Here is a 12,272-nt window from a genome sequence, read left to right on the forward strand (position 1 = left end):
TGAGCAAATTCGGGCAAGATCCGAGCGGCCGGATTGTTGGCCGGTACATTCGCGAGGGAAGGGCGATTGCGCCGCCGCCGAGCCTCGCCTATCACGGGAAAAATGTCTCCGCTTACCGAAACCGTCCTCTTCGTTTTCAGTCTTGTCGGGCTCGGCTATCTTGCCGGGTTCACCGGCTATTTGAAGCCGGCGAGCGGCGAGGGCGTATCCGAATTCGCCATCAACGTGGCAATGCCGCTTTTACTGTTCCAGACCATGGTAAAGGCTGATTTCCACGGCGTGGCGCCGTGGTCGCTGTGGGGCGCCTATTTCGCAGCAGTGGCGCTTACCTGGGCTGCCGGCCATCTGGTCATTACGCGCATCTTCGGGCGGGACGCCCGCGCTGGCGTCGTCGGCGGCGTGTCGTCGTCCTACTCCAACGTTGTCCTCCTCGGCGCGCCCTTCATCATCGGCGTGTTCGGGCCGGCCGGGTTCGAAGTGCTGTCACTGCTCGTTTCCATTCACCTGCCGGTGATGATGATGGCCTCGATCATCCTTTTCGAGATGTTCGGCCGCGGCGGCAGCGAGCCTGTGCATCCGCTCCGCGTCGTCAGGAGCTTTCTCAGGCGGGTATTCATCAATCCGCTGATCATCGGCATACTGGCCGGGCTGGCGTGGCGCTTCACCGGTGCGCCGCTGCCGGTGCTTGCGACGCGGCTGAGCGACGCGCTGGCCGGCACGGCCGCCCCGGTGGCGCTGTTCGCCATGGGTCTCAGCCTGCGCCGTTTCGGCATTTCTGGCAATGTAAGGCCGGCGCTGGCGCTGTCGGCGCTGAAACTGTTCCTGATGCCGGCGCTGGTTCTCGGCCTGGTCTGGCTGATCGGCCTGCCGCCATTGACGGCCAAGGTGGCGGTCATGGTTGCGGCGTTGCCGTCCGGCATCAATTCCTATCTCATCGCGGTGCAGTTCAACACCGGCCAGGCGCTGGCGTCGAACCAGATGACCATCGCCACCGCCTGTGCGGTCGTGACCACTGCGTTTTGGCTGACAGTGGTCGTCCATATTTTTGGATAAGAACCCGGTTTTTGGATAAGAACCCGGCTGCATCGCCTCTCGCTTTGGCTGGCCCAAACCCTATATGCCATCTTGTGATTGCTTGCGGGGCTTGCCCTGGGCTAAGAGCAGTGGCTCTAGCGATGCTATCGCGCACGTCCATTCACGAAATCAGCGACCGGCCCGCCAGGTGCCGAACGGAGGCGAGATCATGCTTCAGAAGACCAGCCATTTCATGCGGCAGGCCAATCTCATCAATGGCGAATGGGTGCAGGCCGATTCAGGCCAGACGGTCGACGTCAACAATCCTGCCACCGGCCTCAAGATAGGCACGGTGCCGAAGTCGGGCAAGGCCGAGACCCGCCGCGCCATCGAAGCCGCCGATGCGGCCTTCCAGACATGGCGCAAGACCACCGCGCTCGAACGCTCGAAGCTGTTGCGCAAGCTGCACGACGCGATGATGGATAATCAGGACGTGTTGGCCGAACTGCTGACCATCGAACAGGGCAAGTCGCTGTTCGAATCGAAGGGCGAGATCGGCTCGGCCGCGTCCTACATATTGTGGTTCGCCGAAGAAGGCCGCCGCACCTATGGCGACGTCGTGCCGTCGCCCTGGGCGGACCGCCGTATCCTGGTGACCAAGGAACCGGTCGGCGTCATCGCCGCCATCACACCGTGGAATTTCCCATCCTCGATGCTGGCCCGCAAGCTTGGCCCGGCGCTTGCCGCCGGCTGTACCGCCGTGGTCAAGCCGGCGTCGCAGACGCCTTATTCCGGCCTTGCCTGGGGCGCGCTTGCCGAGGAAGTCGGCTTCCCTAAAGGCGTAATCAATATCCTGACCGGCGCCGCCGGTGAGATCGGCGACGAGATCTGCGCCAACCCGCTGGTCAAGAAGATCACCTTCACCGGCTCGACGGAGGTCGGCAAGATCCTGATCCAGAAGTCGTCGGTGACGGTCAAGAAAGTGTCGATGGAGCTCGGCGGCAACGCGCCGTTCATCGTCTTCGATGACGCCGATCTCGAGCGGGCCGTCGCCGGCGCCATCACCGCCAAGTACCGCAATTCCGGCCAGACCTGCGTCTGCACCAACCGCTTCCTGGTGCAGGCCGGCATCTACGACCGGTTTGTCGAAAAGCTGGCTGCTGCGAGCAACGGGCTGAAGGTCGGTTCCGGCCTCGAGGAAGGCGTCCAGCAGGGACCGCTGATCGACGAAAAGGCGGTGGAGAAGGTCGAGGAGCTGATTGCCGACGCTACCGCCAAGGGCGGCAAGGTCGTCGCCGGCGGCAAGCGCCACGCGCTCGGCGGCTCGTTCTTCCAGCCGACGGTGATCGCCAATGCGACGCCGAAGATGCGCTTCATGAAGGAAGAAATCTTCGGCCCGGTGGCGCCGGTATTCAAGTTCGAGACCGAGGAAGAGGCCGTGGCACTCGCCAACGACACCGAGTTCGGGCTGGCCTGCTACTTCTACACCGGCGATCTCGGCCGCGCCTTCCGGGTCATGGAAGGGCTCAAATACGGCATGGTCGGCGTCAATGAAGGGCTCATCACCACCCCTGAGGCGCCGTTCGGCGGCGTCAAGGAATCGGGCCTCGGTAAGGAAGGCGGCCATCAGGGCATCGAGGACTATCTCGACACCAAATATGTCTGCATCGGCGGACTTGGTCTCTAGAAGCCTGATGCGGTAATACCGAAGAAGACCCTGAGCCGCTTCGAAAGGCCAGGCTGGCATCGATCAATGAACTTGCGAGCATGGCAATGAAGGACGGCGAGGTTTTCGGCACGACGCAGGCGGGCGAGGCCGTCCGCCGCTTCACCATCCGTGGCGGCGGCCTCACCGCCAACATCATCGGGCTGGGTGCGATCATCCAGGATCTGCGTCTGGCCGGGCACGACGCGCCGCTGGTGCTCGGCTATGATCGTTTCGAGCACTATGAGACGGATACCGCCTTCTTCGGCACCGTCGTCGGGCGCTATGCCAACCGTATCCGCGACGGCCGCTTCACGCTTGCCGGCAAACGCTATCAGACTGAGCGCAATTTCCTCGAAAAGCACACGCTGCATGGCGGTTCGCAAGGTTTTTCGCGCCGGGCCTGGGCGGTTTCGCTGCATGGCAGGGATTTTGTCACGCTGACCCTGCACGACCCGGACGGCACGATGGGCTTTCCCGGCGCGCTCGACGTGACCTGCACCTACCGGCTCAAGATCCCGGGCACGCTCAGCGTCGAACTGACCGCCACCTGCGAGGAGCCGACGCTCTGCAACCTCACCCAGCATTCCTATTTCAACTTGGATGACGGCGGCGCCGGCGACATTCTCGATCACCGGCTGATGCTGAATGCCGGCGCCTATCTGCCGGTCGACGCGGATCTCATTCCGACAGGCACGGTAAAGCCGGTCGACGGCACGCCCTTCGACTTTCGCCAGGCGCGGCCGCTGCGCATGGAGACCGAGGGCGAACAGCTCCCCTATGACCAGAATTTCTGCCTCGCCTCGACGCGCGGGCCGCTGAAGCAGGCGTCGTGGGCGCAAGGCGCGAATTCCGGCGTCGAGATGGAGCTCTGGACCACCGAGCCGGGCGTCCAGCTCTATACCGGCCAGTATCTGGCGCCGTCCTCGCCTGGATTGGGCGGACGCCAGTACAAGGCGTTTTCGGGCTTCTGCCTGGAGCCGCAAATCTGGCCGGATGCGCCGAACCGGCCGTATTTCCCGCAAGCCACGCTGTGGCCCGGGCAGATCTACCATCACGTGACGGAATACCGGTTCAGGCTGCCTTAGGGCATGACCCCCCGGAAACCGGCATGGTTTTGCTGCGCTGACCTCCGGTTCGGAAAGGATCATGCAAAATTCAAAGTGTTATAGCGTCCTTTGCGCGTCCAATGACGCGCGGCGCTCTGGAGTCAAAACGCAATCACTCTGAACGACCGACTTCGAACCCTCTCGGACCTTTGACGCCGAGAGCCCTGACGACGCAAGTTGACCCTTATCCGACATTCGGGCTCTCATGCAGCAAAGTACACAGACCTGAAAAGCTGTCTTTCAGGGGCGGCGGCAATGGCATCAACCTGCGACCTGCTGTAAGCTTGGAAAGCGGGTAACGATCCGCGAAGGATTGGGGGGATGGAACGTCATCTCGCAGCCGTCCTGATTGCCGATGTCGTCGGCTATGGCCGCTTGAGCCAGATCGACGACGAGGGTACGCGTGCGCTTTTCCGAACCGACCTGAACGAAGTATTCAAGCCAAGGATCGCTGCGCACCATGGTCGACTGGTGAAAACCATGGGAGATGGGATGTTGGTCGAGTTCCACAGTGTGGTCGACGCCCTACGCTGCGCGGTCGAAATCCAGCGACAGAAGGCGGAGGTGAACGATTTCACGCAGCCAGAACGGCGGCTTGATTTCCGCATCGGCATCAATCTGGGCGATGTTATCGTTGAGGGTGACGACATCCACGGTGACGCGGTGAACATCGCCGATCGGCTACAAGGGCTGGCGGAACCTGGAGGAATCGCGATTTCCGCCACCGCCTGCGACCATGTGAGGGGAAAGGTGCCGATCGGCTTTGCCTCACTCGGCGTGCAGAAAATGAAAAGTATCGCCGAACCGGTTCGCGTGTACCGTGTCTTGATCGACCCTGCTACTGCGGGCAAGATCGTCGGTGCCAAACCACGCCTTTCTTCCGGCGACGACAGTAAGCCGCCGGTAATTGCGGTTTTGCCGTTCGAAAACCTGAGCGCCGACGACGGCTGGACGCGGCTGGCAGACGGCCTGTCGGCCGACATGATCGGCGACCTAGCGCGCTATCCCGACCTTGCGGTCATTTCGCGCCAGACCATGCAGTCCTATCGGGGACGGGCGAGCGACACACGCTCGGTCGGACGGGAACTGAACGCCGATTACCTGCTGGAAGGCACCCTCCAGGCGATCGGACAGCGTGTCCGCGTCGCGGTGCAGCTGGTCGACACCCGGACCGGAGCCAACCTTTGGTCGGCGCGGTTCGACGAGTCGACCGATGATTTTTTTCTCATGCAGGACAGCATCACACAGAACGTTATCAACGCCCTGGCAGGCACTTTCGGCAAGCTTGCCAATCTCGGGCGTGAGGTGGCTCGGCGGAAGCCTCCCTCGAGCCTGGGTGCTTACGACTGCTATCTGCTCGGGGTGGAACTGCACGACAGATTCACGACCGATGCGAGGGCAGAAGCCATACGCATGCTGTCCCGCGCCGTGGAACTCGACCCCGGCTTCGCGCGGGCCTGGATGACGTTGGGATTGGCACATGCGGTCGATGCCTTCAATGCCTTCACGCCAGATTCAGCCACTTCGGTCGAGCGCTGGCGAGAATGCGTGGAAAAGGCTCTGGCGCTCGACCCTACCGATCCGATGACGCGCCTTTACATGGGCGCTCTCCGCGCCATTGACGGCGATATCAGCGGGGCAGCAGAGGAATACGACCGGGCGCTGGCCCTGGCACCCAATGACGCCGATGTGCTGTCGATGCTTGCCTCAAGCCGAGCTCTCGTGTGTGGAAATCCGGAAGAAGGCTGTGCTCTCGCCGAACGGGCGCTTCGCCTCAATCCGCAGGCTCCGAGTTGGTACTACGCGCAGCTCGCCCGGGCGCGGTTCGTCGCCGGTCGCTATGCCGACAGTCTGTCGTCGCTGTGCCAAAGTCCGCCGGATATTCCCGTCACTCTGATGTTCCGTGCCCTGTGCCACGCGCTGCTCGAAGAGTCGGCGCAGGCGCAGTCGATCGCCAGGCGGATTGCCGTCGAGTTTCCAAGGTTCACCGTCGAGAACTTCATCCGAACCTATCCCGTCACCAATCCTCTGGCCCTCGCTGCGATTAAGGAAGGGGCTCGTCGCGCAGGCATAGCGTAGAGCCGAAAACGGTGCCTAGCTGAGGAGGAGGACGCGCTTCCTGGATATGCCACTTGGTAAGCCGGGCCTCGCTTCCGGCACAGGCTGAAGGTCTGCTTCGTAGCGCTAACTGGGCGCTGGCGTGACCCCTGCTAAGCTTCCGCTCCTGGCGCTCTGTGCTCATTCCCGCCGACTGATTTAAACGGCAAGTTCCGTCCATCTGGGCCATTGGCGGCAGCCAGTCTGATTGAGTTTTGACCCTAATCCTCAAACGCCGCCCTCAGCGTTTCGAACGTCGCAAACACGCCCAATGCAGCGCCCTCGGGATTGTTGGTCGGTGGCAGAGCTTCAGCTATCCGGCGCACCAAGGTCGTCTCAGAACCGGCTGGAGCGTTCTTTCGGCTGAGGCGACTTCAAGCCGTGACAGGAGCATTCCGGATCAGCGGGAAGTCGCGCGGCGGTCTCCAGCGCGACCCGCGAGGCTGTCATGGAGAGACTGGGCAGCACGTCCTCCTGCAGCAATTTCTGGCGATTGCGATCCATATAGTCGTTGAAGCCCGCCGTCACGAACGCGCAAGGCACGAAACACGCGCCGATCTCGCGCGACAAGGTCGCCTCAGGGGCGATGGAATGGTTGAGTACATCCGCCCCCATGCCCCGATATGCCAAGGCTTCGGCAGGCGTTGTCAGCCGGGGCCCATAACAATGGGCAGCCACCAACTGCTGTTCGATGCCATAAACGCGGCATTCGGCTGGCCAATGACGGCGGGCCGTTTCGACCAGAACCGCCGCACATCTTGGACACACGATTTGCTTGCCCGAACAGTCAAAGCTCTGACGGTCAGGAAGCAGTGAAAACGGGGTCTGCGTTAGTTCAATGATATCGGCGGTCACCACCATGTCGCCCGGCTGGATCGCCTTGTTGACGGCGCCTACAGTCGAGCAGGCGAGAACTTGCCGTACACCCGCCCGCATCAATACCCAGAACGCGCGGCGATGGCAGGAATGGTCGATACGGTCGCGGGGATTGCCGTGCGAATACATGCACAGCGCGCGTTTTGCTCTCCCTTCCGCTGTGATCGACGCATCGAATTCGAGCAGCTTCCAGTTGTCGGTGCGACCGAAAGGTGTTTCAAAACTCATGTCGCGCCGCAAGGTGCGCACACCATCGAATTCGACATCTTCCGGGAAGGCAAGCCCCCAGTTTGCCGACCCGGTGATGATGGCCAACCCTACCTGAGGGATGTCCGTCGAATGATCCGTCAGATCGTCGGCTGCATGGTAATTGGTGGGCATGTTTCCAGTCTCGGTCAGGATTTTTGGCGAAGGGTCACAATCAGGACCACGGCCACGACGATGACGGTCCACAATGTCGAGATCGCCGCAATGGTCGGATCGATCTGATCGCGCAGCGACAGGAACATAAGCTTCGGCATCGTGCTGTTGCGACCGCTTGCGATGAAGATCGAAATCACGGACTCGTCGAGCGAAGTCAGGAACGCCATCAATGTCGCCGACAGCAAGCTGATCCGAAGTTGCGGAACGATGATTCCGCCAATGGACCTGGCCCAGTTTGCACCGAGGCTGCGCGCCGCCTGAACCTGGTTCCAGTCAAAGCGGGCGAGAGCGGGTAGCAACACAATGCAGGCGACCGGAACGGCCAGCACCACATGTCCGACCAGCACGCCGAATAGCGTTCCGATCAGATGTTGTGCGGCCAACACAAAGAAGAGACCGATCGCAAGCAGGATACCTGGAGTGATCGAGGGGGTCAGCAGGACACTCTGGATGGCCGCAGCGGTCTTTCCGCCAAGCCGATTCATTGAAATGCAGGCGAGCAGCGCGAAAGGCACCGCGATCAACGCCGTCAACGTCCCAAGGATCAAACTCGTTCTGAGCGCGGCCATCCACGTTGCCGAGCCGAAGAAGTTCTCGTACCAGCGCAATGAGTAGGCGTGCGGCGGAAACTCGAGGAGATTCGACGCCGAAAAGGAAAGCGGCACCACCACGAGCGTCGGCAGCATCAGAAATGCCATGACAAGAGCGGCAAAGCTCCAGAGCAAAGTGCGGGCGAGCCTGTTTTGCGGATAGGCTTCAAGCATGGGAGGCTTCCACGGTGTTCCGGGCAACCAGACGGCGTGCCGCCAGCAACATCACGCCGATCAGCGCCATGAGAACGAGGAGCAGAATGCCCAGGACGCTTGCCGACCCCCAGTCCTGAAAGGTCGAGAGTGTACGCTCGATCCGGGTAGAGAGCGGATTTACCTTGCCGCCGCCAAGCACCGCCGGCGTGATGAAAAAACCTATGGCGTAGATGAGGACGATGATCGAACCCGAGAAGATGCCGCCCGCCGAAAGCGGCATAATGACTGTGCGGATGACCTGCCTGAGAGTGGCTCCCATGCTCGCAGCCGCGCGAATGAGATTTGGGTCGATATCGCGCATCGCAGCATAAACAGGCAGCAGAAAAAGTGGCAGCATGTAGTGCACCATGCCGATGAGCGTTCCCGTGAAGTTGTAGACCAGCGGCAATGGCTCCGCCGTCAGGCCTGAACCGGTCAAAGCCGCGTTGATCAGGCCGTCGCGCCGCAAGAGCACGAGCCAACCATAGGTACGCACCAGAATAGAGGTCCACAGCGGCAGCATGACGAACGCCATGAGCACGTTGGCCAGCCTTGGTCTGACGCTGGCCAGCGCCAGCGCCAGAGGAGTACCGAGGAGTATGCAGCCCGCCAGCGTACCCAAGGACAGTTCGAGGGTCGTGACGAGCGCTGACCACGTCAGTCCGCTCGAAAGGACCTTCTGGTAGTTGCCGACGGTGTACTCACCCCCGGTGGTCAGGAAGGATTGCCGGATGATCCAAAGGATGGGCAGTATCGCCGCCAGTCCAACGATGAACAGCGCCGGGAGCGAAAGTGAAAGAAAAAACCGCCGCTCGCGCCGCGCATCCGCCGCGAGCGCCGGGTCCCGGACGACGGTCACGCCATCGCTCCCGGTATCGCGTGAACCTTCGCTGCTGGTGCATATGCGGTCATCCGCTGACCGGCGGCAAGCTCGGCGCAGCCGCCGGCCAGCGCTGCCGGAATGCAGACAAGAACCTCTTGCCCGCCGTCAAGCGCCAGCGTCAAAAGCCAGTTCTCGCCGCGGAACGCTTTGGCGCGCAGTATTCCTTCGAGAGCCACTCCGTCTCCCCCGACGAGCTTCGCATCAAGATGGAAGCTTTCGGCGCGGATCATCAGGGTTTCGCGTGATGCTTCGGCGCCGTCGATTCTGCGCGCCGAGCCCGGGGCCACAATGTTGGCCTCGCCCATGAACTCCGCGACGAAGCGGGTCGATGGACGATCATAAATCCGCTGCGGCGTATCTATCTGCTGGATGCGGCCAGAATTCATCACCGCAATCCGGTCAGACATAATCAGCGCTTCGCGCTGGTCGTGGGTTACATAGATCGTGGTGATCCGTAGATGATCATGCAGACGCCGGATCTCATACTGCATGGTCTCGCGCAGGTTCTTGTCGAGCGCCGACAGCGGCTCGTCCATCAACATCACGCGCGGTTCGAAAACGATAGCCCGCGCCAATGCCACCCGTTGACGTTGGCCGCCGGATAGTGCGGCAATATTGCGCTCCGCCAGACCATCCAGCTTCACGCGGGCCAAGGTATCAAGCGCCCGCTGACGCGCCTCCGCTCTCGGTACCTGGCGCAGCACCAGCGGATACGCGACATTCGCCAGGACATTCATGTGGGGAAACAAGGCGTAATTCTGGAATACTATGCCGATGTCTCGTTTGTTGGGCGGCAGGCGGGTGATGTCTCGATCGCTCAAGAAAAGTTTACCGGAATCCGGCCGGACAAAACCGGCCAGAGCCATGAGTAACGTGGTCTTGCCCGATCCCGATGGTCCTAACAGCGTGAGGAATTCGCCAGCCTGAATGTCGAGCGAAACATCATCCAGTGCGACGTAGGACCCATAAGCCTTGTGCACGCTTTCGATGGTGATCGCGAGCGACTTCATCATGTGCTCCAGCCTTGAAGCGCGTCGCGTTCGACCGGCTTCACGCGACGCGCTTTAGGTTCTTGTTTTCATGCATGTCATTGTCGCGCGCTGCACATTTTTGCGCGACATGCGTCAGAGCTGAGAGTCAGCGAGCCATCATTTCATCGAAGGCTCTTTGGGCAGCCTCGCCATTCTTGACCCACCATTCTGAATTGGAAAACACCGAAGTGCCAGCATTTTCAGGTGCGGTCGCAAGGGTCTTCAGACGGTCCTCGGGAATAAGGCCACCCTCATATGCCGCAGGATTGACTGGGCCGTAGGCAATGAAATCGGTCAGCTTGGCAACCCGCGCGGGCTGCGTCATCGCTGCGATGAGCTTCATCGCGGCTTCCTTGTTCGGCGCTCCCTTCGGCACCCCAAGACAGTCCGTGCCGATGACCGAACCCTTGAACGTGTAGTCAGCCGCGCCGCCATCGGCTTTCACGGTTTGGGCGCGTCCGTTCCAGGTAATGACCAAATCCGCCTCACCGTCTTTCAGCAACTGCGCGGACTGGGCGCCCGAGGTCCACCACACGGCGACATCTGGTTTGATCGCTTCAAGCCGCTTGATGGCGCGCTCTAGCCCTTCCGGGGTGCTGAGCACGGAATAGACGTCCGCCGGTGCCACGCCATCGGAGAGAAGCGCGATCTCGATCGAGTCTTGCGCATTGGCGCGCAACGCGCGACGGCCAGAAAATTTGGCAACATCCCAGAATTCCGCCCACGTCTTCGGCGGGTTCTCGCCATAGGTCTTGGTGTTCCACGACATGACGGTGCCATAGGAGTCAAACGGATAGCAGTAGTCGGACTTCGCACCCTCCGGCACGGATTTCGGATCGATGATCTTGTAGTCGAGCGGCTCCAGCAGCGATTGTGCGGCAGCCTGCGCGCCTTCCGGTGAGCCCAGGTGAATGACGTCGGTCGTGACCGCACCCGAGGTGACCTGCATTTTCAGGGCGGCCAAGCCGTCGCTTAGGGTCTCCTCGCGGACATCATAGCCAAGCTCTTTTGCAGCAGGGGCCCACATGGCCTCCTTCATGGCGTTGCCATAGTCGCCACCCGCGGTCGTGATTGTGACCGTCTGCGCATGCACGGGCAGGGCAGCCGAGATTGCGAATGCTGTTAAGGAAATGCGTAGCCAGGACATAGGTTCTCCTCCCCAACTTTTATGGAATATCGCTTGAAAGAGCCATTATTTTGTAATCGTAACGTTACGATTGCATCTGAATGCGCCGGAGTCAAGCTGCTTCCTGCGGGAGTTTGGATTGACCGGGATGTCGAATTCGGTAACGTTATGGCGGTCAGCAAATCAGCCGGCGCTTTCGCAAATGAAGTCGGGCGAACAATGGCCAATCTAAAGCAGATCGCCGCTGAACTTTCCCTGTCGGTGACCACGGTATCCCGCGCTCTGAAGGATGGGCCGGAGGTGCAGCCCTCGACCATAGCCCGCGTCAAGGAGGCGGCCAAGCGGGTCGGCTATCTACCAAATCATCATGGTCGCGCGCTCAAAACCGGTCGAACGCAGACGCTGACGGCAGTACTCCCGATGGAAACACGAGACCATCTGTCCGATCTATTAAAGCTTCCTTTAATCGAAGGCATGACGCTGGCGGCGCGGCAAGCCGGTTATAGTCTGTCCATCTATTCCACCACTCCCGACGACGATCCCGTTGAGAGTGTGCAGCGGCAGCTTCAGGCGCACAGCGCAGACGGCCTGGTCATCACGCGCCTGGTGTCGGCTGATCCGCGCGTCAAGCTGCTGCTGGATAAACGCATGCCGTTCGTCGCGTTTGGAAGAACCGACTTGGATATCGCGTATCCTTACGTCGATGTCGACAATGAACAGATTGCCTATGAGGCGACCCGGCGGCTCATGGATAAGGGCTGTCGACGTATTGCGCTGCAACTTCTCGTTCCGGAGGACCAGGCGAGTGCCACGCGTCTTTCCGGGTATGGAAGGGCAATGGCCGAGGCTGGCATTCCGATCGACCCATCGTTGATCGGTCATGGCATGTTCACCATGGAATCGAGCGCAGGCTGGTTCGATCGCTTGCTGGCGTCATCAGATCCGCCAACGGGCTTGGCGTGCGCCAACGAACTGGGCCTTCTGGGAGCGTTGCACGCTCTCGGCAAGCGGGGTCTCACACCAGGCCGCGACGTCCACATCGTCACCCGTGACAGCACGCGGCTGGCACGCTTCCTGCCGGCAAAGATCGGAGTTCATTCCGTGGATATGGCGGGTGTTGGACGCAAACTTATCGAAGTCCTGGTTAGCCGGATCATCAATCCGCTTGGGCCGGTGGAGACAGTCTTGGTGCAAGGCAGATTCGAGCCGGCCGAATAATCCGG

The 12,272-nt window shown here is 61.1% G+C and carries 10 protein-coding genes; 5 read left to right on the forward strand and 5 right to left on the reverse strand.

From position 1 onward, the window contains the following. Positions 1–102: 102 nt before the first annotated feature. From NKJ81_RS03920 to NKJ81_RS03935, 4 genes are all read left to right on the forward strand, one after another. Entirely contained in the window at positions 103–1,053 is a 951-nt protein-coding gene (locus NKJ81_RS03920) for an AEC family transporter (RefSeq protein ID WP_292659709.1), read from the forward strand. Positions 1,054–1,243: 190 nt separating this feature from the next. Continuing rightward, on the forward strand, positions 1,244–2,701 hold the full coding sequence (locus tag NKJ81_RS03925; RefSeq protein ID WP_352539695.1) for an NAD-dependent succinate-semialdehyde dehydrogenase: 1,458 nt from the start codon (positions 1,244–1,246) through the stop codon (positions 2,699–2,701). A gap of 80 nt (positions 2,702–2,781) precedes the next feature. Then, positions 2,782–3,807 carry an aldose epimerase family protein gene (locus NKJ81_RS03930; RefSeq protein WP_254818213.1) on the forward strand — a complete coding sequence of 342 codons (1,026 nt, stop codon included), beginning with the start codon at positions 2,782–2,784 and terminating at the stop codon, positions 3,805–3,807. Positions 3,808–4,149: 342 nt separating this feature from the next. Beyond that, positions 4,150–5,907, forward strand: coding sequence for an adenylate/guanylate cyclase domain-containing protein (locus NKJ81_RS03935; protein WP_352539696.1), 1,758 nt, complete (start codon positions 4,150–4,152; stop codon positions 5,905–5,907). 354 nt (positions 5,908–6,261) lie between these two features. Here NKJ81_RS03935 and NKJ81_RS03940 read toward each other — a convergent pair whose 3' ends face one another. The 5 genes from NKJ81_RS03940 to NKJ81_RS03960 all read right to left on the reverse strand — a co-directional run bounded on the left by NKJ81_RS03940 (position 6,262) and on the right by NKJ81_RS03960 (position 11,070). Then, positions 6,262–7,182 (reverse strand): phosphorylase family protein, encoded by a 921-nt coding sequence (locus tag NKJ81_RS03940; RefSeq protein ID WP_023676454.1) that lies wholly within the window; start codon positions 7,180–7,182, stop codon positions 6,262–6,264. A 14-nt stretch (positions 7,183–7,196) separates the two neighbouring features. After that, positions 7,197–7,988: an ABC transporter permease gene (locus NKJ81_RS03945; protein WP_352470332.1), complete on the reverse strand. Its 792-nt coding sequence runs from the start codon at positions 7,986–7,988 to the stop codon at positions 7,197–7,199. Then, on the reverse strand, positions 7,981–8,868 hold the full coding sequence (locus NKJ81_RS03950) for an ABC transporter permease (protein ID WP_352539697.1): 888 nt from the start codon (positions 8,866–8,868) through the stop codon (positions 7,981–7,983). Before NKJ81_RS03950 ends, NKJ81_RS03945 begins: the two co-directional genes overlap by 8 nt. Continuing rightward, the gene (locus NKJ81_RS03955) at positions 8,865–9,902 is read right to left on the reverse strand and encodes an ABC transporter ATP-binding protein (protein WP_352539764.1); all 1,038 of its coding nucleotides are present in this window, start codon (positions 9,900–9,902) and stop codon (positions 8,865–8,867) included. Before NKJ81_RS03955 ends, NKJ81_RS03950 begins: the two co-directional genes overlap by 4 nt. A 127-nt stretch (positions 9,903–10,029) precedes the next feature. Beyond that, a complete protein-coding gene (locus NKJ81_RS03960) occupies positions 10,030–11,070 on the reverse strand; it encodes an ABC transporter substrate-binding protein (RefSeq protein ID WP_352470335.1) in 1,041 nt (346 codons plus the stop codon). Between the two features lie 33 nt (positions 11,071–11,103). Here NKJ81_RS03960 and NKJ81_RS03965 point away from each other — a divergent pair, with 33 nt between their 5' ends. Then, positions 11,104–12,267 carry a LacI family DNA-binding transcriptional regulator gene (locus NKJ81_RS03965; RefSeq protein WP_352539698.1) on the forward strand — a complete coding sequence of 388 codons (1,164 nt, stop codon included), beginning with the start codon at positions 11,104–11,106 and terminating at the stop codon, positions 12,265–12,267. The last annotated feature ends 5 nt before the right edge of the window (positions 12,268–12,272 follow it).

It is taken from the genome of Mesorhizobium sp. M0018 (genome assembly GCF_040323955.1).
GTDB lineage: Bacteria > Pseudomonadota > Alphaproteobacteria > Rhizobiales > Rhizobiaceae > Mesorhizobium.

Excerpts from the sequence above, each read along its gene's own strand:
- NKJ81_RS03945 (WP_352470332.1), bottom strand. The coding sequence starts at position 7,988 with ATGCTTGAAGCCTATCCGCAAAACAGGCTCGCCCGCACTTTGCTCTGG.
- NKJ81_RS03920 (WP_292659709.1), top strand. The coding sequence starts at position 103 with ATGTCTCCGCTTACCGAAACCGTCCTCTTCGTTTTCAGTCTTGTCGGG.
- NKJ81_RS03955 (WP_352539764.1), bottom strand. The coding sequence starts at position 9,902 with ATGAAGTCGCTCGCGATCACCATCGAAAGCGTGCACAAGGCTTATGGG.
- NKJ81_RS03935 (WP_352539696.1), top strand. The coding sequence starts at position 4,150 with ATGGAACGTCATCTCGCAGCCGTCCTGATTGCCGATGTCGTCGGCTAT.
- NKJ81_RS03930 (WP_254818213.1), top strand. The coding sequence starts at position 2,782 with ATGGCAATGAAGGACGGCGAGGTTTTCGGCACGACGCAGGCGGGCGAG.
- NKJ81_RS03940 (WP_023676454.1), bottom strand. The coding sequence starts at position 7,182 with ATGCCCACCAATTACCATGCAGCCGACGATCTGACGGATCATTCGACG.
- NKJ81_RS03960 (WP_352470335.1), bottom strand. The coding sequence starts at position 11,070 with ATGTCCTGGCTACGCATTTCCTTAACAGCATTCGCAATCTCGGCTGCC.
- NKJ81_RS03925 (WP_352539695.1), top strand. The coding sequence starts at position 1,244 with ATGCTTCAGAAGACCAGCCATTTCATGCGGCAGGCCAATCTCATCAAT.